This window comes from Marivita sp. NO-S04 (assembly GCF_059070475.1).
Map to the genome: position 1 here is coordinate 1,841,054 of NZ_CM180980.1, position 21,980 is coordinate 1,863,033.

The following is a 21,980-nucleotide window of genomic DNA, read 5'->3' on the forward strand; positions in this document are numbered from 1 at the left end:
ACCGGGGCTTCGTCAATTCGCGTCGTCAACCAGATCAGCTTGCGGCGGCAACCGCGCGCTTGGTCATGACGGCGACCAGATGCGCGCGGTATGCGCCCGAGCCGTGCAGGTCCGAGATCATGCCATCGCCCGACGGTGCCGCAGGCACCGCGTCCGCCGAGAAGTTCGACGAGAGCGCCGCTTCGGCCTCGGTCCAGCGGAAGACACCCTCTTCGGACGCGCCGGTGACCGCGACACGAACGCCGTCCGCGTATTTGGCGACAAACACCCCGACCAGCGCAAAGCGCGAGGCGGGCTGTTCGAACTTCATGTAGGCGCTTTTCTCAGGCACCGGGAAACGGACCTCGGTGATGATTTCACCTTCGTTCAGAGCTGTGGCGAACATGCCCTGAAAGTAGTCATCCGCCGCAATCGAGCGCGTGTTGGTCACAACAGTTGCACCTGATGCAAGAACCGCCGCCGGATAACAGGCAGATGGGTCGTTGTTGGCCACACTGCCGCCGATGGTGCCACGATTGCGGACCGCCGGGTCCCCGATATTGCCAGCAAGCGCTGCGAGGCCCGGATAAGCGGACGCCTCTTTTGCGACGGTGGCGTGGGTTGTCCCGCCACCGATGCAGAGCGCGCCGTCATCATTGGTGCAGACACCTTTGATTTCGGCGATACCCGACAGGCTGACCAGCACGGACGGGGCCGAGAGGCGCTGTTTCAGGGTCGGGATCAGGGTCTGACCGCCGCCCAGAGGCAGCGCTTCATCTGTCGCGCAGGCTGCCACTGCGTCTGCCACGGAAGTGGGCCGTTGAATGTCAAAGCTATACATGTGCTCAGCCCTCCTTATTGGCCGTTCATCGCTGCCCAGACGCGCGAGGGCGACACGGGCATATCGATATGGGAAACGTGGGTGTGACCACCCGAGTGCAGCGCGTCGATGACCGCGTTCACCACTGTGGGGGGTGAGCCGATCGCCCCTGCTTCGCCGCAGCCCTTCACACCCAGCGGGTTGTGGGTGCATGGGGTCTGGCAGGAATGGTCAACGACGTAGCTGGCCATATGCGGGATATCGTCCGCACGGGGCATGGCGTAGTCCATGTAGGACGCTGACAGAAGCTGGCCGTTTTCGTCATAGGCGCAGTTTTCCAAAAGCGCCTGACCGATGCCCTGGGCGATCCCGCCATGGACCTGGCCTTCGACGATCATCGGGTTGACCACGTTGCCGAAATCATCCGCCGAGACGAATTTTTCGATGGTGACCTTACCGGTTTCGGGATCAACTTCGACCTCGCAGGCATAGGCGCCAGCCGGGTAGGTGAAGTTGGCCGGATCGTAGAACGCGGTTTCTTCAAGGCCCGGCTCGATGTCTTCGAGCGGGTAGTTGTGCGGTACATAGGCCGCCAGTGTTACATCGCCCCAAGCAACCGACTTGTCGGTGCCTGCGACGGTGAACTGGCCGTCCTTGAGTTCGATATCGCTGTCGGACGCTTCGAGCAGGTGACCGGCGATCTTCTTGGCCTTGTTGATGATCTTTTCGGTCGCCCGCACCATCGCCGATCCGCAGACCGCCAGCGAACGCGAGCCGTAGGTGCCCATGCCGAAGGGGATCTTGGAGGTGTCGCCGTGGACGATGTCGATCATGCTTTCGTCAATGCCGAGCATTTCGGCCACGACCTGCGGGAACACAGTTTCATGCCCCTGCCCGTGGCTGTGTGCGCCGACCATCACCGAGATGGAGCCGGTGGCATTCACCCGGACGGTGGCGGCGTCATAGAGACCGGCACGTGCGCCGAGCTGACCCACGAGGTTCGACGGCGCGATGCCGCAGGCCTCGATGAAGCAGTTGACGCCGAGACCACGGAGCATGCCCTTGGCTTCGGATGCCTTTCGACGCGCCGCAAAGCCGCCGATGTCCATCAGCTCTTCCATCTTGGCCATGGTCGCTTCGTAGTCGCCGGTGTCGTATTCGACGGCGACGGGCGTGGCGTAGGGGAATTGCGTGATGAAGTTCTGACGGCGCAGGGCGATCGGATCGACGCCCAGTTCGCGGGCGGCCATGTCGATGACACGCTCAAGCTGGAACGTCGCTTCGGGGCGACCGGCACCGCGATAGGCGTCAACCGGCACGGTGTTGGTGAACACCGCCTTAACGTTCACCTGAACGGCGGGCGTCTTGTAGTTGCCTGCCATCAATGTGCCATGCAGCCATGTCGGGACCGACGAGGAGAATGTGGACAGGTACGCGCCCATGTTCGCCTTGGTGTCGGTGCGCACGGCAAGGAAGTTGTTGTCCTTGTCGAGCGCCAGTTCGATCTTGGTCACGTGATCGCGGCCATGCGCGTCGGACATGAACGCCTCGGAGCGGGTCGAGGTCCACTTGACCGGGCGGTTGCAGGCCTTGGCGGCGAAGGTGCAGAACGCTTCTTCGGCATAGTGGAAGATCTTGGTGCCGAAACCGCCACCCACATCAGGGGCCACGACGCGCAGCTTGTGCTCGGGGATGCCCAGAACAAACGCACCCATCAGCAGGCGGATCACGTGCGGGTTTTGGCTTGTTGTGTAGAGCGTGTAATCGCCACCAGCGCGGGAGTAGTCACCCACGGCAACGCGCGGCTCCATCGGGTTGGCGACGAGGCGGTTGTTCACCAGTTCCAGCGTCGTCACATGCGCCGCGCTTTTGAACGCGGCATCGGTGGTTTCGGTGTCGGTGCCGAACTGCCAATCGTAGCAAAGGTTGTCGGACAGATCGTCATGAACCTTGGTGGCACCGGCCTCGAGTGCCTTGCCCATGTCGACCACTGCAGGCAGTTCTTCGATGTCGAGAACGATGGCTTCGGCTGCCGTGCGCGCCTGTTCGAGGCTGTCAGCGACAACAGCGGCAATCGGATCGCCCACGTGGCGCACCTTGCCTTGTGCCAAAACCGGGTGGGCCGGTTCCTTCATCACTTCGCCATGTTTGTCCGTCACCTGCCAGCCGCAGGGCAGACCGCCCACACCTTCGAAATCCTTGCCGGTGAAGATTCGGACAACGCCCGGCATGCCTTCGGCTGTGCTGGTGTCGATGCTGTTGATTTTGCCATGCGCCAAATCGGAACGCAGGAAGTGCACATAGGCTTGGCCATGTACGTTGATGTCGTCGGTATAATTGCCAGCGCCGGTCAGAAAGCGGACGTCTTCACGCCGCTTCGGGCTTGCGCCAATGCCATGATCCTTCGGCATAGTGGTATTCCTCCCTAGGAGCGGTGCGTGCAAGCACACACCCTACAATTGTGGATTATTCAGCCGCGACTGCGGGCACGTCCTGACCGGACGCCGCCATGATGGCGCGCACGATGTTATGGTAGCCGGTGCAGCGGCAGATATTGCCTTCGAGGTAATCCCGCACTTCCGCCTCGGTCGGCTTGGGATTGTCCTTGAGCAGTGCGGCAGCCGACATCACCATGCCCGGCGTGCAGAAACCGCACTGAAGACCGTGATAATCCTGAAACGCCTGCTGGATCACACTGAGCGATCCATCCGCGTTTGCCATGCCTTCCACTGTCTTGACCTCGGCGCCATCGGCCTCGGCCGCAAACATGGTACAGGATTTCACAGCTTCGCCGTTCACATGCACGACGCAGGCCCCGCACTGGGACGTGTCGCAGCCGACATGGGTTCCTGTCAGGCGCAAATCCTCGCGCAGGAATTCGGTCAAAAGCGTGTTGCCCTTGACCTCGCCGGAGACGGTCTTGCCGTTCACCGTCATTGTTACCTTTGTCATCTAACTCCTCCCGTGGGTATTCAATTTCAACTGTGTTGCAGAAGCCGGCTGCGATCAAGAAACGAGTTTCTTGAACCAGCCCTTTTTCTTTTCGCCGCCGTCACCGTCAGCTTCGGGGGCATCGTCGCCACCCTCTTGCGGGCCCTCAACGGCGGATTGGAAATTGCTGAAGAACTGGTCTGCCATTTTCTTGGCGAACCCGTCGATGATGCGACTGCCAAGTTGCGCCAGCTTTCCGCCGACCTTGGCATCCACATCATAATGCAGCTCTGTGCCGCCTTCGACCGGGACCAGCTTTACATCGGCACCGCCCTTGGCAAAGCCAGCCGCACCGCCCTTGCCTTCCCCAGTCAGGGTCAGCGATTGCCCCGGCACCATCTCTGACAGAACGACCGTGCCTTTGAAGGTCGCCTTAACAGGTCCAACCTTCTGCACGACTGTCGCCTCGAACCCGTCATCGGCGGACCCGCTCATCTCGGTGCATCCCGGTACGCATTGCTTGAGGACTTCAGGATCGAGGATCGCCGCCCAGACCTCTTCGGGGCTGGCAGCAATCGTGCGGGAATCGGTCATATGCATGGGTGTGATCCTTCTTTGATGGTCAGCCTAGGGGGTTGGACCCCCGGGGCATATAAGACCAATGGCTTAACATATCGGTGAAAACTATCTTTCGGGGGCCTGATGGGTCAGGCCATAGCTTTCGAAAATCGCGGCGATGCGCCCATCCGACAGAGCAGAATAGATCGCATCATCCACAGTGTAGCTCAATCCACGGTAGGCAAAGTGGCTACCCGTGCCGAGGGTCCATTTCGACTTGGCAAAACCGGGCAGCGGCGGCTGGTGTATCGCCACCCCGTCACCCGCGCTGAATTCAAGCTGTGCCAGGGGGCCCATGGCCGCCATCACCTCACCCGCATTCAAAGCCGCCATCGCGTCCTGCATCGTGGGATACCGGCGCACACCTTGGGCCAATTGACCGCCCGCAAAGCTGGTCAGGTAGAAATCCGAAATAGAGTCGTTCTCGACCGCCACCGTGTCAAACCGGAAATAGGCCGGAACCGGCCCCCCATCGGGATACTCGGCTTCGGAATAGGCGATGGCAATGCTTTCGGTCATGTACTGACCGGTGAAGACCACCTGCTCTACCCGGCAGTTGAAGGCACTGTCATAGGGCACGCGCAGCATGACGTTCGACACGGCGCCATCGATCAACGGTCCCTTCCAAACATGGTGCCGCAAGTCGGCTTCGAGGTTTTCCCCCGCGCTGATGAAGTTGAACCGCGGCTCAACACCAAGGTCCTCGGCGATGATCCGGGCAATATCGACGTCAACGCCGCGCGGCTGGCCTGCATCATCCCAGCTGTAGGGGGGATAATCTTCGTAGACCGCGAACATGATAAACCCGCGATCCATGATCTGATCTATGTCCTGCCCGACGATGTCCCGGCTGGCATTCTGCGGTTTGGCCTGTGGGACGTAATCGGCACAGGGATCGCTGGCCAAGACGGGCGACGCCATGGCCAGCAGGGTTGCGGTAAATGAGGCGCGAACCAGAGTGCTCATTGTGTCAGTGTGCCGCTGACAAACCAATCGTCAAGGCCTCGGCTGCGCGGCCATAAGCCTCTTGTGTGCCGTCGATCAGGTTGGCGGCACGGAAGGCGGCGCTGTCAGCGACAGGTGCACCGGACAGGGTTTCGATACCCGCCGCGATTTCTGTCAGCCGCGACTTGAGCGCGTCTGCATCTGCACTGGACGCATCGGCCGCATAGCCGGTGATTTCGTCACGCAACGCCTTCAGCTCGTCCGACACCTCTTCCATCGACGCATCATCGGGTCGGGTTTCGATATAGGTCCGGATTGCCCAGGCGGCGTCCTGCCCCAGAAGTTCGCCGAATGCCGGCATTTTGGTTGTCCCGTTCTGGGTATAGCCGTCACGGAAGCGCTCCACATACCATTCGTCGCCATACTCCTCGGCTTCGAGGAACCGCAGATCCGGTGCAAGACCACCCGAGATCACCTCAAGACCATGGCAGCGGGCGCAGTTCTGGTTGTAGCCCGAAGAACCGATTTCCACCGCACGCAGCCAGACCTCGTCACCGACCAGTTCGGCGCGATAGGGGTTTTCCGTCAGCCAGTCTTCGCCGTTCTCGGGAAGACCGGTGGTGTCTACAGCCTGCGGGGCCACGTCACCATGCGCGTATACCAGGCTGGCTGCGGCGGTCAGCGCCAGAGCAGCGCAGGTTGTTTTGAAAAATGTCGCGGTCATGTTGGTCCTCCTCAGGCACAGTCTTGTGTCTTGCCGGATGTGTACCGACGCACGGTGGGTGCGGGTATTGGACTTTCGTGGCGCGGAACGGGCTTTTTGGCCAAACGGTACGGGACAATGGTCGTATTTTCGACGGTTCGATGGCCCGACTAGAGTTCGTCTGGGAGGACCAAGTCCATGTTCAAGACACGTTTGACCTGCGCGATTGCATCGGCAGTTGCGCTGTGCCTCGCCAGCACGGCCACCGCACAGGTCGATGTCGTGATCCATTACCTCAAGCAGGTGGTCGACGCACCTCCGACACTGTCCAATCTTGATCCGATCCCAGAAGATCTGGGCATTCGTGGCGCGGAACTGGGTGCGCAGGAAAACAACACCACCGGCAAGTTCTTGGGCCAAACCTACAGCCTGATCGTGACCGAGGTTTTCGAGGGTGAGGATTTTGCCGAGGCCGCGCGCGCAGCGCTTGGCGAGACCGATCTGCTGGTGCTGGACGCACCGACAGCGCAGCTTCTGGCGGCGGCCGACCTGCCCGAGGCGAAGGCGGCGCTGCTCTTTAATGCCGGTGCCGCAGATGTCGCGCTGCGTGATGAGACCTGCAGCGCCCGGGTGCTGCACACCCTGCCCTCGTACGCGATGAAGGCCGATGCTCTGATGCAGTTTTTCGTGACCCGGCGCTGGGACGAGATCGCGCTGATTGCAGGTGAACGTCCCGAGGATCAGGCCTGGGCCGAGACGCTGGAACGCTCGGCTCGCAAGTTCGGGCTGAAGTTCGGCGCGCGCAAGACCTGGGCCTTCGATGCCGACATGCGCCGGAACGCAGCACAGGAAGTGCCACTCTTCACCCAGGAACTGGGCGATTATGACGTCCTTCTGGTGGCCGACGCGGCGGATGATTTCGCGCGCTACATTTCTTACAACACCTGGCGCCCGCGCCCGGTGGCCGGATCCGAAGGGGTGCGCGCTGTCACATGGCACCGCGTCGTCGAACAATGGGGCGCAGCGCAGTTGCAATCGCGCTTCACCAAACTGGCGGACCGTCCCATGCTGGACCGCGACTACGCAGCATGGGCCGCCGTCAGGGCGATCGGAGAGGCCGTGACACGCACCGGTGCCGCGGACGCAGAAACCCTGCGCAGCTTTATGCTGTCCGACGCGTTCGAACTCGCGGGTTTCAAGGGAAGCCCCCTTACATTCCGCACATGGAACGGCCAGTTGCGCCAGCCCATCCCGCTGGTGCATGAACGCGCGCTCGTCGCACAGGCCCCGCTCGAAGGCTTTCTGCACCAGCGCAACGAACTTGACACTTTGGGTCTCGACCAACCCGAAAGCGGCTGCACCGCGTTCGAGAACTGACCTGCCTCTTCATCTTGCCCGGTAAACTCCGGGGGTTCGGGGGCTGGCCCCCGATCCGCCATCCACCAAAAGGACCGACACCAATGAAACTGCCGATCCTCACCACCCTGACCGCCGCCTTGCTGTCCACGACCGCATTGGCCGACGAGATCTGGGTCACCAACGAAAAAGACGACACGATCAGCGTGATCGACATCGAAACGATGGAGGTGGTTCGCACCATCGAAACCGGAGAGCGGCCTCGGGGGATCACCTTCTCCAAGGATTTCTCGGTGGTCTATATCTGCGCCTCCGACAGCGACGCGGTGCAGGTGATGGACCCTGAAACCGGCAAGATCCTGCACGACCTGCCCTCGGGCGAAGACCCGGAACAGTTCGTCCTGCATCCAGACAACCGCCACCTTTACATCGCCAACGAGGATGATGCGATCACCACGGTCGTCGATACCGAAACCCGCACGGTTGTGGCGCAGATCGACGTCGGCATCGAACCCGAAGGCATGGCGGTGTCGCCCGATGGCAGGATCGCCATCACCACATCTGAAACCACCAATATGGCGCATTGGATCGACACCGAGACCCAGACGCTGTTCGCCAACACGTTGGTGGATTCCCGGCCGCGCCATGCAGAATTCATCAAAGAGGGCACCGAGCTTTGGGTCAGTGCCGAAATCGGTGGCACAATTTCGGTATTTGACGTCGCGACGCAAACCGAAAAAGCCAAGATCGACTTTGACATCGACAACATCCACCCCGACCGGGTGCAGCCGGTGGGGTTTGAATTCACTACGGGTGACAGCCATGCCTTTGTCGCGCTAGGGCCGTCGAACCATGTAGCAGTCGTCAATGCCGAGACCTATGAGGTGGAAGAGTACATCCTCGTCGGTCGCCGGGTCTGGCATCTTGAATTCAACCGCGACCGCAGTCTGATCTTTACCACCAACGGCGTCTCCGGGGATGTGACCGTTGTCGATGTGGCCAGCCGCAAGGCCCTTAAGAGCATCAAGGTGGGTCGCTTCCCATGGGGGGCCGCGTTTCGTCCAACAGAGTGAGCCATACGCGAACGCTGCCGTCCTTCATTTCTTCAGGAGACTGACATGAAACCGTTTCTTACCGCCCTTGGCCTTGCCATTCTGACACCCGCCCTGTCCTTTGCCGATGGCGCGCCGCGCGACCAATGGGGGCGCGCGGGCATTCTGTCCTCAGCCAACAAGGCCGATCTGCCGCCAATCACTCTGAGTTCGGGCATGCCATTGGCAGAGGCACCTTGGGTGCTGACCTCGGGCACCTATTACGAGTTCGAGATCGAAGGTGACGGGTCGGCAGAGCTGGCGCTGGAAGGCTCCGAGTTCTTTCGGGCCATCTGGATCGACGAGATCGTCGTGAATGATCTCGAGATCCGCCCCCTCGGCCTGAACTCGATCGAATTTGACGATGCCGGGACGATGGAGATCGGCTTTGTCGCGATCAAGCCCGGTACTTACTTCCTGCGCATTCCCGGATCGACCGGAGAGACCCAGCGGCTGGACATCACCATTGAATGACGCAAGGCTTTTTCTGCGGCGCTTCCGATGCGTCGACGCATCGTGATTTTGCGTTGACGCAAAATCGGGCGCGCTGCCCAGAAGTATTTTGGAACCAGAGAAGATTGGACGGGTCACGCGGATGAGTTTGCAGGTTTCTGATCTGTCGTTTTCCTATGGACCCAAGACCGCTTTGGACGGCGTGTCCTTTTCGGTCGGGCACGGGCAGTTTGCGGCCTTGCTCGGCCCGAACGGCGCTGGAAAATCGACGCTGTTTTCCCTGCTGACGCGTCTTTTCGTGACACAGGGTGGAGCAATTTCAATCGCCGGACATGATCTGAAGGCTGCACCCTTGGCAGCGATGGCGGATCTGGGTGTCGTGTTTCAGCAGACCACCTTGGATCTTGACCTGACGGTGCGACAGAACCTACGCTATTTCGCGGCGTTGCACGGGATCTCGGGGCGGGACGCCGACAATCGGATCGACACTGCGCTGGACCGATTGGGTATGGCAGAGCGCGCAGGCGAAAAGGCACGCGGGTTGAACGGCGGACACCGTCGGCGGACCGAGATTGCGCGGGCGCTGTTGCACGATCCCAAGGTGCTGTTGCTGGATGAGCCGACAGTGGGACTGGATGCGCCCACGCGGGCGGGCCTGACGCGGCATATTCACGACCTGTGCACCGAGACCGGCGTAACGGTGCTGTGGGCGACCCATCTGACCGACGAGGTTCTGGACACGGATCAGGTGATCCTGCTGCATCGCGGGAAGGTGCTGGCGGATGGGCTGTGCGGCAACCTGTGCAATGAGCGCCCCTTGCCCGACTACTTTGCGCAGATGACCGGGGCACTGGCATGAAACACGCGCTCATCGCGATGCGGGCAATCGTGCTGCGCGAGGCCTTGCGCTTTGTCCATCAACGCGAGCGGTTTGTGGCGGCGCTCGTGCGCCCTCTGGTGTGGCTTCTTGTATTTGCGGCGGGCTTTCGGGCCGCATTGGGTCTGTCCATCACGCCGCCTTACCAGACCTACATCACCTATGAGACCTATATTGTGCCGGGGCTTTGCGGAATGATCCTGCTGTTCAACGGGATGCAGTCCAGCCTGAGCCTCGTCTATGATCGCGAGATGGGGTCGATGCGCCTTTTGCTGACGGCGCCGCTGTCGCGGGTGTGGCTTTTGTTCAGCAAGCTGTTGGGCAGTACGATCATATCGATCCTGCAGGTTTATGCTTTTTTGTTGGTGGCGTGGCTGTTTGATATCACCTTGCCGGGCTGGGGGTATCTCGCCGCCCTGCCCGCGCTTTTGCTGGCGGGTCTGATGCTGGGGGCGTTGGGCTTGGCGCTGTCGAGTTTCATCAAGCAGTTGGAGAATTTCGCCGGGGTGATGAATTTCGTGATCTTCCCGATGTTCTTTTTATCCTCGGCGCTTTACCCGCTGTGGAAGATGGCGGAGAGTTCAGAGCTGTTGCACGATATCTGCGCAGCCAATCCGTTCACCCATGCGGTCGAATTGATCCGCTTTGCGCTGTATGTCGAGGTGAACGGCATGGCGCTTGTCTGGACGGCGTTGGCGACGGCTGTGTTCATGGCGCTTGCGGTCTGGGGCTATGACCCGGCGCGCGGGATGATGACCCGAAAGGGGTGATCTACGACCATAGCAAGGGTGAATTCCGGCGCATCTTACGCTAGGCTTGGAATATGAAACAGTTTCTGATCCCGCTGAGCTGCGCCGTTGCGCTGAGTGCCACCGCCCTCTGGGCCGAGCCTGAGGACGATGATCCCGGTGGCGTTCTGAACCCGGACGAGATGACATGGCATTCCATGCTCGACCGCGCCGAGAAGGGTGAGACGGGCATGGTGTTGTGCTCGACGGGGTATATGCTCACCAAGTCGGGCGATCATGCCACGGCGCGGGCCTTGTTCGAGAACTGCGCCAACGCGGGCTATACCGGGGCGATGACATGGATGAGCCAGCTGGATAACAATGGGCTTGGCGGTGACTACGACCCGGATGCCAGTGCGGCCTGGGATCAGCAGGCAGCGGAACTTGGGGATCGGGTGGGCAAGTTCAACCATGGTCTGAACCTGATGCGCGGGCATGGCATCGCCAAGGACGAGGTTCTGGGGCGGCGTTATGTCGATGAGGCTGCGTCGGACGGGCTGGAGATCGCCAAGCGGTTGCAGGGCGCGGGCTACGACCTTGATGAGGTCACACCGGATGCGGACAACTGGAAATACGCGCCGTTGTTCTAAGCTTGGCGTGGTTTGAGCTTTGCAGGTTGGCCTGAGAGTTCAAGGATCCGCGTGGCGAGGCGTTCGGCCTCGGGGATCGCGTGGGTGACAAGAAGCGTGGCGACCGGGTGGTTGTCACGCAGGCGTTCGAAAAGAGTCATCATCTCGTCCGAGAGATCAGCGTCGAGGCTGACGAAGGGTTCGTCCATCAGCAATACATCGGGTTTTCCCGCAAAGGCGCGGGCAAGCGACAGGCGGCGTTGCTGACCGAGGGAGAGTTGATCGGGAAAGGCGGTGCCGCGACCGGCGAGGCCGACTTCTTCCAGTGCGATGTCGATCTCCGCAGGCGTCAGGCCCAGCGTGATGGCAAGGTTGTCGGCCACGGTGCGCCAGCGCATCAAAGTGGGTTCCTGAAACACCATCGCCAGCTTATCGGGGCGACGGACATGGCCGTCGTAACGATGTTCCAACCCGGCAATGATGCGCATAAAGGTGGTCTTGCCGACGCCCGAGGGCCCGGTGATGGCGATGGTCTCGCGAGGAGCCAGCCTCAGGTCGAGCGCCCCAAGCACCTGTTTGTCACCAAAGCGCATCCCGTCGAGGGTGACGGTCAAGACCGGCGAAGACGCGTCCGCCGGTTTGAGGGTGTCGCGATTGCTCACGAGTTTGAGGGACGATGTCGCAACCAAGGTCAGCTTCCGGGCTGGACAAAAACGCCTTCGGGCAATGTCGTGACAGCGCCAACCAGCTTTTCACCACCAAGTTCGGCCATAAGGGCCAGCATCCGTGCAGCAGCATCTTCATCGACAGGCTGATTGGCGGGGATGCCCGCGATGAACCCGGCCTTGAGCGCCGCGAACTCTGCATCAGACTTCGCGTTCATGCGCGGGCGAAGGCGGTCCCATTCAGCGTCAGAACTGACAAGCAGTTCCTTGGTGGCGCGGCTGGCGGCGGCCAGACCTTCGACCAGTTCGGGATGGTCGCGCAGCATTTCTCCGCGCATCACATAGCCCAACAGCGGTGTTTCGGGATCAAGGCCCAATTCGCGCGCAGCGTCATCGACGGTGATCAACGGTGTCATGCCGCCTGCTTCCATCTTGGCGAGGAAGTGCCAAAAGTTGATCGCGCCATCAAGTTCGCCCTGCAAGCCCGTCTTGAAGATCAGCGGCGGTGCGCCAAAGACCTGTTCGGTCTCGGTCACGAGATCCATACCGTGCATCTTTTCGGCATAGGCACGTAGGATCAGCCAGCTTTTGTCGAGCGGTCCACCGGCAATACCGATTTTACCGCCCTTGAGGTCAGCCAGGGATGTTGCGGTGCTGCCTTCGGGGATCAGCAAAGCGCCTACGGCTTTGGAATATGGAACAAAGATGTAATCCTTACCCTCGGCCCGCTGACGCGCGACCCAAAGCCAGTCGGACACGATCACATCCGCCTCGCCCCCCTGAAACGCGACCTGCGCGGCAGAGCCGCCCGCGACGCCCTGAACCTGAAGGTCGAACCCGTTGGCCGTGTCAAAGCCGTTGTGTTTGATGCTGTCCAATTCCCAGTTCACGGTGCCGAATGCAAGAACGGCAGCGCGCAAAACGGGGGTTTCGGCAAAGGCTGCGCCCGCGCACAGAAGCAGCGCGGCTGAGGTCGCGCGGATGGTGGAGAAAAAGCTCATCATGTCCTCCCAGAATGATTGCAGACACAGTAACAGCCGCTTTTCCTGCGGAAATACGACCAAAGGATGTGGGCCAAGGTCGTATCTCTTGATGTGGATCATATTGGCGGATTTCAGGCGTTCTTACGTTGGGGCATCAATTTGAAGGAGACCACCCATGACACGTTTTGCCTTTGCCGCCGCAGCCTGTCTCTGCGCCCTGCCCGTCACTGCCAGCGAGATCACGTTCGAGCAGGTCAAGATCGACGCTGGCAAGACGTTGTTCGAAGCAGAGTGCCGTAGGTGCCACGCGGTCGAGCCGACCGACGCCTCTTACGGCCCACCTTTGGAGAACATCGTCGGACGTGGTGCCGGGACGTATGAGAATTACGATTATTCAATTGCGTTAGAGGCCTCGGGTATCGTCTGGACCCCGGCTGCGCTGCGCGCGTGGATGGAGGACAATGACGGCTTCATGCCGGGCACCAAGATGCGCCATGTCGGCATTGAGGACCGGACGGTGCAGGATTTCATCTTGTCCTACCTCGTGTCGATCACCACGCAGGACAATTCGGCGATTTCGAAGTGAGGTTGATGCGCCAGGAAGCCGCTTACGCGGCGCATGGCGATGTGAACCATTACTGAGGGCAGGATAAAGGTAGCGTGCGTGAGTTCGCGCACCTTTTTCCCGTATCGGGCGATGTGTGCTACTCTTGCTTTATTTGATCGGCAAACTGCGCTATGGAACTGAGGCTTTTGCGTGTGCTTGATAAGTGATACGATCTCGGTCGGAAAACGAAGCATGTCGCGGATGAAGAGCGCCATATTTATAGTAAGTATTTAATTTTGAAGTTGTTTTGAGGATTTGCATTATGTACCCGCAGCCTTTGGAAATCACTGGTCTCGCCGGTTCAGTCGGCTTCGGCGGAATGAATCGGCATGGGGATGTGTCGCAAGTTACTGATTTGATAAATCTTAATCTTGTTTACAAAGATGCCTACAGAAATGCGTGTGCCGCACAGGGCCTTCTGGATGTTATTGGCGAGTTGAAGCCGGATACCCCCGAATTCGCTCCTGGCGGAGGGGGGCAGTATGACTTGTCGAACCTGAACGAAGCGATCCGCCAGTTTCGGATTGTTGGAATGGGACGGAACGCAAGCTGGGCCGATGCCCGAGTCGACCCAAATGGGCAAACTTGGAAATCACTCTTGGGTACGCTGTCTTCCGGACACATTGCGCCCAATTCATTGCCTGCACCCACAGGGCGCGCGCGTGGAATTCACAACGGTTTTTCCATCTATAGTCAGGGTGATTTCCGTGAACTCTTGGGTCATCGATGGGACTCAAACAGTGACGATAGAGTTAACCAGTATGACGCTTGGGCACATTTAGACGAAAAAGGGTGTTGCCTCACAGTAATCACCATGGCAGCGACAAAACTGGGAAAACCTCAGTCCTGTTGGCCCAAAGGACTGTTGCCAAAGAACTTATCGCCGTCTGATGTGAACAAGATCGCTCTGAATAATCAGGGCTATAGCGAATTAGGTGGATTGATTACGACCCGGGTGCCCATGCTGCTTGGGATGCAGGCAAAGCGCTACGGTTCCCATTACAAAGACCCACTTCCTTTACCGGTTAGCGGATTTATCGACGGTATTCTGAACGCTGGGCACGCTGTAGCGGCGCATGTAGACTACTCAGGTTCTTCTCGCGGAGATCATTGGGTCCTGATAACGAACAAAGTACAAAGTGGTCTGAAGGCTTACGAAGCGATTGATCCATCCGGTGGCTATGTTATGGGGTTTTCAAAAAACTTAAATGCCCGTGAGTTGGCATTTAAAAACAAAGCGGAGACCCGTGATGCTGAGATCACGGCAATACAGGAGGCCAATAAGACGGCCAAAAGAAAGAAATGGGTTCCAAAACCATACGATTTTCAGATGGGGCACCTTTGGGGGATAGCCGCGCCAAACGCTTCGCATAATCGCAAGGTGAAACAAAACAAGTACCGTCTCGTTGGTTTGATCACTTTGTTGAGGACTGACTGAGCAATAAAGCTGGTGAAGTGGTGCGTTGAAGACCACATTTTTTGCGGAGATGACGCGAACTGCTTTACTCTAGGCTTGTTGCAGTTATGTGTCTGATCTTTCTTCGCGCTGCACCTTCGCCTTCCGACCCTGCACGGAACAGCTTTACGTTTGTAGAGCACATGCTCAGACAACACTAGAGCCCGAAGCGGTCGACCAAGCTACCTATTTCGCAGCAAACCTCGCATCAGCGCCACTGCATTGTAAATGTCAAAGAAACTTGCATATTTCAGCCTCGCCAGCGCGTAGCAAATACAACGCCTTACACCTGCCAATATCCCGGAGCAAAACTCGAGAGGTTCTGACAGATACTCGAACACTTCGCCTTTCAGATTGTAAGGCCCTGACCAACGCTCGCGCAATCCCCTCGAATCGAGCCCGTCGTAATACGACCAAAGTCCTGTCAACCTCCCAATGGTCTTACGACACAAGTCGCGTACAACACGCAATCGTTATCCCTATACTGCCTGTCAGCCGTCCACATGCGCCCCCTGTGCATCTGGATACCCGCAACTGAAGTTCATGGGAGGAATACGAATGAACAGATTTGTTGCCGCCGTTACAGCCAGCATACTCGCCGCGACCGGTGCGTTTGCGCAGGGTGTGACAGAAGACATGCTGGCCAATGACCAGACGATGACCAATCAGGTCGTCACCAACGGGATGGGGCGGCATTTGCAGCGCTACTCGCCGCTGGAGACGCTGAACAAGGACAACGTGAAGAACCTTGTTCCCGCTTGGGCGTTCAGCCTTGGTGGCGAAAAGCAGCGCGGACAGGAGACGCAGCCGCTGGTTTATGATGGCGTCATGTACATCACCGGGTCGTATTCGCGGCTTTATGCGGTGGATGTGAACACCGGCGAAGAGCTTTGGCAGTACGACGCACGTCTGCCCGAAGGTATCCTGCCCTGCTGTGACGTGATCAACCGGGGTGCCGCTTTGGCGGGCGACAAGGTGATTTTTGGCACGCTGGATGCGCGGATTGTGGCGCTCGACGCCAAGACCGGTGACGTGGTCTGGCGCGACCAGATCAATGATTACAAGGCGGGTTATTCCTACACGGCGGCTCCGCTTGTGGTGGGTGATCTGGTGATCACCGGCAATTCGGGCGGTGAATTCGGCATCGTCGGCACGGTTCAGGCGCGCAACGTCGAAAACGGCGATCTTGTCTGGGAGCGTCCGGTGATCGAAGGCCATATGGGCATGCTCAATGGCGAAGAAAGCACCATGACCGGCACGCTCAACGCGACATGGCCGGGCGATATGTGGAAGACCGGTGGCGGTGCCACATGGCTTGGCGGATCCTATGATGCCGACACCGACACGCTGGTGTTCGGCACCGGCAACCCGGCCCCTTGGAACAGCCACCTGCGCAATGCGGGCGAGCCAACCGAGGGCAACACTGGTGACAACCTTTATGCCGCCAGCCGTCTGGGCATCGACCCGGCGACAGGTGAGATCAAGTGGCACTACCAGACCACGCCGCGCGAAGGTTGGGATTATGACGGTGTAAACGAAGTGGTCGCCTATACCGACCGCGACGGCAACATGCGGTATGCCACTGCTGACCGGAACGGGTTCTTCTATGTTCTGAACCGCGAAGACGGTGCCTTTGTCGATGCCTACCCGTTTGTTAAGGACATCTCGTGGGCCAGCGACATCGGTGATGATGGACGCCCTGTGTTTATCGAGGACAACCGTCCCGGCGATCCTTCCGCCTCGGCTGATGGCAAGAAAGGCGACGTCGTGTTCTCGTCCCCGGGCTTCCTTGGTGGCAAGAACTGGATGCCGATGGCGTTCTCGCAGCGCACTGGCAACTTCTATGTGCCGTCCAACGAGTGGGGCATGGACATCTGGAACGAGCCGATCACCTACAAGAAAGGTGCTGCCTATCTGGGGTCCGGCTTTACCATCAAGCCGAACTACGAAGACCATATCGGTTCTTTGAAAGCCATCGATCCGGACACTGGCGAATGGAAGTGGGAATACAAAAACGACGCGCCGCTTTGGTCCGGCGTGATGACCACAGCCGGTGGTCTTGTGTTCTTTGGAACGCCCGAAGGCAAGTTCATGGCACTGGATGACGAAACCGGTGAAGAGCTGTGGTCCTTCCAGACCGGCTCGGGCATCGTGGGTCAGCCGATCACTTGGGACCAAAATGGCGAGCAGTATGTCTCGATCATCTCGGGTTGGGGTGGTGCGGTTCCGCTCTGGGGGGGTGAGGTGGCCAAGAAGGTCAACTACCTGAACCAAGGCGGCACGCTCTGGACGTTCCGCCTGCCGAAAGAGCTGGCAGCGGCGAACTGACTTTTACCAATCGGTAAAAAAGAGCGGCGCGCCTTCGGGTGCGCCGTTTTTCGTTGGGGGTTGCGCGGCGAATGGCGAGAGTTAGCCCTGTTTACCGAATGCTGCGAGGTGCACCGACGTCCATTTTCGGCTTCAATTGCGCCAGAGATGTTCAACCGATAAACTATAGTCCTGATCACGCAACTTGGGGGGTGATGTGACTGGACTTGGGGAAACGGACTTTATTGAAGCTGGCACTGGGCCAAAGGTGATCCTTATTCATTCCAGCGTTGCCGGTGCGCGGCAATGGGGAGGATTAATGAACGCTCTTGCCGATAGGTTTCACTTTATTGCAATCAACCTGTTTGGATACGGCGCTACCAAGCCGTGGTCAGAACGAAAAACACAGACACTGGAAGACCAAGCCAGACTGTTGGCACCCTTTGTTCCAGATGACGGAAGCAAGTTTTCGATAGTGGGTCATTCCTTTGGCGGAAGCGTCGCGATGAAAGCTGCCGCTATGTTCAAGATCCATGTTGATCGTCTGGTATTGATTGAACCCAACCCGTTTTATCTCTTGCAACAAAATGGGCGCGATGAAGCTTTTCAGGAAGCATTAAGTCTGCGGAACACAATCAAACAATGTGGAACCGACGACACTTGGCCCATAGCCGCTGAGGTATTTGCGAATTATTGGACCGGCGCGGGAAGCTGGAACGCCATGCCAGAAGAGCGACGCGTGAAATTCACCTCAGCATTGGAGCCTAATTTCCATGAATGGGGTTGCGTGATGAACGAAGAAACTCCGTTGTCTATTTGGCAAGCCGAACTGCCGGACAAGACGACAGTCGTTTCTGCGGCGGACACGGTTCGCACAATCGATGAAATCGTTTCGTTGATGAAGCAGAGCGCTGCTCAGTGGCGGTTTGAAAAAATTGAACGCGGCGGACACATGGCGGCAATGACAAAGCCTGACCTAATCAACCCCATCATAGAGAACGCGCTGGCGAGCTAAACGTCACAGCGTCTGAGAAAACCCAAGGCGACGGTGCTCGCGCCACATCGTGGAAGCTGCGCGATTAGGCAAAGCAGTCATTTGATCGGCTCCTCCACGCGGTAGCTCTGTACCGCACAGCCGACCTTCCGCTTCTTACCCTCGCCCTTTCCCCAAGTGCTTTTTCAACGCGCCTGCGTTCTTTTCGCGGCGGCCTTTATAGGGGTTCTTGTCGCCCTGCCCGCGCAGCGTCAGGCGGATCGGTGTGCCCGGCATGTCGAAGTCCTCGCGCAGGCCGTTCACCAGATAGCGCTTGTAGCTTTCGGGCATCTTGTCGGGGTGCGAGCACATCACGATGAAGCCCGGCGGGCGGGTCTTGGCCTGGGTCATGTAGCGCAGCTTGATCCGCTTGCCCTGTGGTGCGGGCGGCGGGTGCTGTTCCAGCATTGCGGCCAGCCAGCGGTTCAACTGGGCGGTTGTCACGCGGCGGTTCCAGACGGTGTGGGCCTTGACGATGGCCGCTTGCAGGCGGTCAAGGCCGCGTCCGGTCTTGGCAGAGACGGTGACCAGCGGCGCGCCGCGCAGCTGCGGGAGGAGGCGTTCGAACTCCTCTTTCAGCATCTTGAGCTTGTCCTGCTTGTCGTCTTCCGTGTCCCATTTGTTCACGGCGATAACCACGGCGCGGCCTTCGCGTTCGGCCAGATCGGCGATGCGCAGATCCTGCGATTCAAACGGGATCGCGGCATCCAGCAGGACGACGACAACCTCGGCGAATTTGACCGCGCGCAGACCATCTGACACGGACAGTTTTTCCAGCTTTTCCTGCACCTTGGCCTTTTTGCGCATGCCTGCGGTGTCGAAGATTCGCATATGCGTGCCATCCCATTCGGTCTGAACGGAGATGGCATCGCGGGTGATTCCCGCCTCGGGGCCGGTGAGCAGACGGTCTTCGCCAAGGATCTTGTTGATCAGCGTGGATTTGCCTGCGTTGGGGCGACCTACGACGGCGATCTGGAGCGGCTTGGCCTTGGTGATGGCGCGGGGCGCATCCGGGTCTTCATCGTCGACATCTACTTCGGTTTCGGGCGCATCCGCTTCAGCGCGTTTGTCGAATTCATCGGCCAACGGTTGCAACATCGTATAGAGATCCGGCATGCCTTCGCCGTGTTCGGCAGAGATGCGGAGCGGTTCACCCAGACCCAGCGCGTACGCCTCGAGAACGCCGGCTTCTGCGGCATTGCCTTCGGCTTTGTTGGCTCCAAGGATCACGTGGGCCGCGCGTTTGCGCAGGATTTCTGCCAGAACTTCGTCGGCGGGGGTCACGCCCACACGGGCGTCAATCAGGAACAGGCAGATGTCGGCCATGTCCACCGCGCGTTCGGTGAGTTTGCGCATCCGGCCCGGCAGGCTTTCGTCTGTCGCCTCTTCCAGACCAGCGGTGTCGATGACGATAAAGCGGAGATCACCCAACCGTGCCGCCCCTTCGCGCAGGTCGCGTGTGACGCCGGGCTGGTCGTCTACCAGTGCCAGCCGCTTGCCGACCAACCGGTTGAACAGAGTCGATTTGCCGACATTGGGTCGACCGACGATGGCGAGGGTGAAAGACATGGGCGCACAGGACTCCGGTTCAGATCAAGCCGCCCGCCTAGCCTATTTCCCGCGCCTGTGGAAGGGGTCAGCGATAGGCGTGCAGAACACCGTTCGTCGACACGACATAAAGCGTGCCATTCGCAACAACAGGGCGGGTTGTGGCACCTCCGCGAATCTCGGTCTGGCTGACAAGATCACCCGAGGCCGGATCGAAGGACCGCAGGAACCCGTCTGACGACGCCACGATCAGACGTCCACCCGCGAGGACGGGACCGTGATTTGCAAATGCAGCATCGCGTCGACGCTGCGGACGGCGCACCGGTTCGTAGCCGGGAAGATCAACCGCCCAGATCTGCCGACCATCGGTTGCATCGAGCCTGATCAATTCGTTCAGGTCCGACACGAAGTAGACGGAATTGCCAGCAGGCCAGACCGGGTCCATCGCGCCGTGTTGCGCTGTCCACAGCCGTTCACCAGAGTTCACGTTCAATGCGACCACATTGCCGGAATGGTTCCCGGCATAAACGGTGGCACCGTCGATGACGGGATAGCCGGTGATGTCGTCGACCAGCGAAATGGCAAAGCCCTTGCGTGCGCCAACGATATCGGCGCTCCAGAGACGCAGACCACCTTGGCGGAACGCGCCCTGCACAGCACCGCTGCCAAAGGCAAAGACCACATGGGTGTTGTTGACGGCGGGCGGTGCGGCGCCTGCGACGTTGCCGACATCGCCCAGACCGTCCGATTGCCAACGCACGCGACCGTCCTCGACTTCGATCGCCCATGCCGTGCTGTCGCCTGCGGTCACGTAGACCAGACCGCCGAATACCGTCGGTGCCCCGGTGGCCGTCGCTTGCAAGCGCTGAGTCCAAATCTCTTGCCCGCTTGCCGCATCAAGCGCGGTGAGCGTGCCGAAACCGGAGGTGACATAGAGACGGCCATTATCGTAGGCAAGCCCACCCGCCAAAGCCTGAGATGCGTCGTCGCGCAAGGGCGCAAGGTTGTAGGACCAGAGCGCTTCACCACTGGTTGAAGTGGCAGACACCCTGCCCTCACTGTCAATCGTGTACACACGGCCATCTGCGACAACTGGATCGGTGATGATCCGGGCACGACGTTTGTCGCCCTGTCCGATGGAGGTGGACCAGACCGGGGTCAGAGTGTTGGACAACGCCGCGTGCGTGGTGCGCACGGACGGGCTGACATGGCTTTGGGGCCAAGCCGCGTTGTTCGTGGCAGCCGGCAGATTTGCCGCAAGTGTGATGTTCTCGAGCGCTGCTGCATCGGCGTTCGCAGGATCCTGCAGAACTTCGCGGACGCCTAGACGTTCACCCGGCAGGATGATTTCGCGATCCGTACACCCGGCCAAGACTCCGGTTGCGATCACGCTGGCCAAAAGGAATTTAACTTGCACTGCCCTGCCCTCGTCTTTTTGTCGTGTCGGACCGCTCCGGCCCTCCGATCAGGACGCCTCGATCTCGCCCCCTAGCGCCACAATCAACTGAGAAGCCCGTCGGCGCAAGCCTGCTGTCAGTTCCGAATCCGCCAGAATGCTATTGAGCCGCGTCAAAGCGGCCTCGGTATCGCCCGCTTCGATCTCGATCAGGGCCAATTGCTCTTCGGCAAGAAGGCGCAGGGGCGCACCCGGGGCCGCCATGGCTTCGAATGCGACGCGGCGTTCGTCGGCTCCAAGCGGGCTTTCGGGGCGGGTCAATGCCTTGAAGCTTGCGATCTGGCGGTAGATTTCGGGCAGATCGCCGTCGGTCGCCGCGGCACTGAGGCGGTCAGCCGCAGCGCTGCCATTGCCATCAAGTGCTTCTTCGGCGGCGATCAGCATATCGAGCATGGCCGCGCCTTCTGCAGTGGGGGCGTCAATCTGGTCGAGTGCGTTGACCCGGTCTGCAGCTTCGTCGTTTTCCAATGCCGCGAAAATGGCATCGCCAAAGGATTGTGCCTTTGCGGTTTGGGCTGCGCGCGTGTATTCGCGGTAGGCGGTTCCGCCGACCAGCAACAGAACGGTCAGCACCGCAATCCAGCCGTAGCGGCGCATCAAGCCGAAAAGCCGGTCACGGCGGACCTCTTCGGTCACCTCTTCGATAAAGCTGTCTGTGTCGCTCACCCGGAAGCCCCCTTTGACGTGCGCCTCTTGTCGGACGCGCGTGGATTTGGCCTCTCTTATCGTGATGAGACGCAGGTGCCAAGTCGGGGTTTTGGCCCCATTTCGTCCCACCATCGGTCGGGACGACGT

21 protein-coding genes are annotated in these 21,980 nt (G+C 59.6%); 10 read left to right on the forward strand and 11 right to left on the reverse strand.

The genetic code is table 11. The annotated features are described in order from the left end of the window. Positions 1-34 precede the first annotated feature (34 nt). The 6 genes from ACK3EW_RS09645 to pedF all read right to left on the reverse strand — a co-directional run bounded on the left by ACK3EW_RS09645 (position 35) and on the right by pedF (position 6,017). Positions 35-820 carry an FAD binding domain-containing protein gene (locus tag ACK3EW_RS09645; RefSeq protein WP_493809396.1) on the reverse strand — a complete coding sequence of 262 codons (786 nt, stop codon included), beginning with the start codon at positions 818-820 and terminating at the stop codon, positions 35-37. Between the two features lie 14 nt (positions 821-834). Further along, positions 835-3,210 carry a xanthine dehydrogenase family protein molybdopterin-binding subunit gene (locus ACK3EW_RS09650; protein ID WP_493809397.1) on the reverse strand — a complete coding sequence of 792 codons (2,376 nt, stop codon included), beginning with the start codon at positions 3,208-3,210 and terminating at the stop codon, positions 835-837. Between the two features lie 55 nt (positions 3,211-3,265). Then, entirely contained in the window at positions 3,266-3,751 is a 486-nt protein-coding gene (locus ACK3EW_RS09655; protein WP_085630931.1) for a (2Fe-2S)-binding protein, read from the reverse strand. A 54-nt stretch (positions 3,752-3,805) separates the two neighbouring features. Further along, positions 3,806-4,330, reverse strand: coding sequence for an SRPBCC family protein (locus ACK3EW_RS09660; protein ID WP_439121121.1), 525 nt, complete (start codon positions 4,328-4,330; stop codon positions 3,806-3,808). Positions 4,331-4,414: 84 nt separating this feature from the next. Next, positions 4,415-5,314: a substrate-binding periplasmic protein gene (locus ACK3EW_RS09665; RefSeq protein ID WP_439121122.1), complete on the reverse strand. Its 900-nt coding sequence runs from the start codon at positions 5,312-5,314 to the stop codon at positions 4,415-4,417. Between the two features lie 4 nt (positions 5,315-5,318). Next, positions 5,319-6,017: a cytochrome c-550 PedF gene (gene pedF / locus ACK3EW_RS09670; RefSeq protein WP_085630937.1), complete on the reverse strand. Its 699-nt coding sequence runs from the start codon at positions 6,015-6,017 to the stop codon at positions 5,319-5,321. A 177-nt stretch (positions 6,018-6,194) separates the two neighbouring features. Between pedF and ACK3EW_RS09675 the strand changes: the two genes are divergently transcribed. The 6 genes from ACK3EW_RS09675 to ACK3EW_RS09700 all read left to right on the forward strand — a co-directional run bounded on the left by ACK3EW_RS09675 (position 6,195) and on the right by ACK3EW_RS09700 (position 11,151). Next, on the forward strand, positions 6,195-7,373 hold the full coding sequence (locus ACK3EW_RS09675; RefSeq protein ID WP_493809398.1) for an ABC transporter substrate-binding protein: 1,179 nt from the start codon (positions 6,195-6,197) through the stop codon (positions 7,371-7,373). Between the two features lie 83 nt (positions 7,374-7,456). Further along, positions 7,457-8,425, forward strand: a complete 969-nt coding sequence (locus ACK3EW_RS09680) for a YVTN family beta-propeller repeat protein (RefSeq protein ID WP_493809399.1) — start codon at positions 7,457-7,459, stop codon at positions 8,423-8,425. A 45-nt stretch (positions 8,426-8,470) separates the two neighbouring features. Beyond that, positions 8,471-8,917, forward strand: coding sequence for a hypothetical protein (locus ACK3EW_RS09685; RefSeq protein ID WP_493809400.1), 447 nt, complete (start codon positions 8,471-8,473; stop codon positions 8,915-8,917). 121 nt (positions 8,918-9,038) lie between these two features. Then, positions 9,039-9,755, forward strand: a complete 717-nt coding sequence (locus ACK3EW_RS09690; RefSeq protein WP_493809401.1) for an ABC transporter ATP-binding protein — start codon at positions 9,039-9,041, stop codon at positions 9,753-9,755. Next, positions 9,752-10,543 carry an ABC transporter permease gene (locus tag ACK3EW_RS09695; protein ID WP_493809402.1) on the forward strand — a complete coding sequence of 264 codons (792 nt, stop codon included), beginning with the start codon at positions 9,752-9,754 and terminating at the stop codon, positions 10,541-10,543. Before ACK3EW_RS09690 ends, ACK3EW_RS09695 begins: the two co-directional genes overlap by 4 nt. Before the next feature lie 53 nt (positions 10,544-10,596). Next, entirely contained in the window at positions 10,597-11,151 is a 555-nt protein-coding gene (locus ACK3EW_RS09700) for a tetratricopeptide repeat protein (RefSeq protein WP_493809403.1), read from the forward strand. Here the strand turns inward: ACK3EW_RS09700 and ACK3EW_RS09705 are convergent. Next, positions 11,148-11,819, reverse strand: coding sequence for an ABC transporter ATP-binding protein (locus ACK3EW_RS09705; RefSeq protein ID WP_493809404.1), 672 nt, complete (start codon positions 11,817-11,819; stop codon positions 11,148-11,150). The genes ACK3EW_RS09700 and ACK3EW_RS09705 overlap by 4 nt on opposite strands. Before the next feature lie 2 nt (positions 11,820-11,821). Next, positions 11,822-12,799, reverse strand: a complete 978-nt coding sequence (locus ACK3EW_RS09710; RefSeq protein ID WP_493809716.1) for an ABC transporter substrate-binding protein — start codon at positions 12,797-12,799, stop codon at positions 11,822-11,824. A 154-nt stretch (positions 12,800-12,953) separates the two neighbouring features. Between ACK3EW_RS09710 and ACK3EW_RS09715 the strand changes: the two genes are divergently transcribed. From ACK3EW_RS09715 to ACK3EW_RS09730, 4 genes are all read left to right on the forward strand, one after another. Next, the gene (locus ACK3EW_RS09715) at positions 12,954-13,364 is read left to right on the forward strand and encodes a c-type cytochrome (protein ID WP_493809405.1); all 411 of its coding nucleotides are present in this window, start codon (positions 12,954-12,956) and stop codon (positions 13,362-13,364) included. A gap of 283 nt (positions 13,365-13,647) precedes the next feature. After that, on the forward strand, positions 13,648-14,823 hold the full coding sequence (locus ACK3EW_RS09720; protein ID WP_493809406.1) for a hypothetical protein: 1,176 nt from the start codon (positions 13,648-13,650) through the stop codon (positions 14,821-14,823). 576 nt (positions 14,824-15,399) lie between these two features. Next, on the forward strand, positions 15,400-17,169 hold the full coding sequence (locus ACK3EW_RS09725; RefSeq protein ID WP_493809407.1) for a PQQ-dependent methanol/ethanol family dehydrogenase: 1,770 nt from the start codon (positions 15,400-15,402) through the stop codon (positions 17,167-17,169). 196 nt (positions 17,170-17,365) lie between these two features. Beyond that, complete coding sequence (locus ACK3EW_RS09730) at positions 17,366-18,163, forward strand: alpha/beta fold hydrolase (RefSeq protein WP_493809408.1); 798 nt, start codon at positions 17,366-17,368, stop codon at positions 18,161-18,163. A 135-nt stretch (positions 18,164-18,298) separates the two neighbouring features. Here the strand turns inward: ACK3EW_RS09730 and der are convergent, their stop codons facing one another. The 3 genes from der to ACK3EW_RS09745 form a co-directional block, all read right to left on the reverse strand. Next, positions 18,299-19,750: a ribosome biogenesis GTPase Der gene (gene der / locus ACK3EW_RS09735; RefSeq protein ID WP_493809409.1), complete on the reverse strand. Its 1,452-nt coding sequence runs from the start codon at positions 19,748-19,750 to the stop codon at positions 18,299-18,301. 67 nt (positions 19,751-19,817) lie between these two features. Continuing rightward, positions 19,818-21,146 carry an outer membrane protein assembly factor BamB family protein gene (locus tag ACK3EW_RS09740; RefSeq protein WP_493809410.1) on the reverse strand — a complete coding sequence of 443 codons (1,329 nt, stop codon included), beginning with the start codon at positions 21,144-21,146 and terminating at the stop codon, positions 19,818-19,820. A gap of 48 nt (positions 21,147-21,194) precedes the next feature. Then, the gene (locus tag ACK3EW_RS09745; protein WP_085630967.1) at positions 21,195-21,851 is read right to left on the reverse strand and encodes a hypothetical protein; all 657 of its coding nucleotides are present in this window, start codon (positions 21,849-21,851) and stop codon (positions 21,195-21,197) included. Between the last annotated feature and the right edge of the window lie 129 nt (positions 21,852-21,980).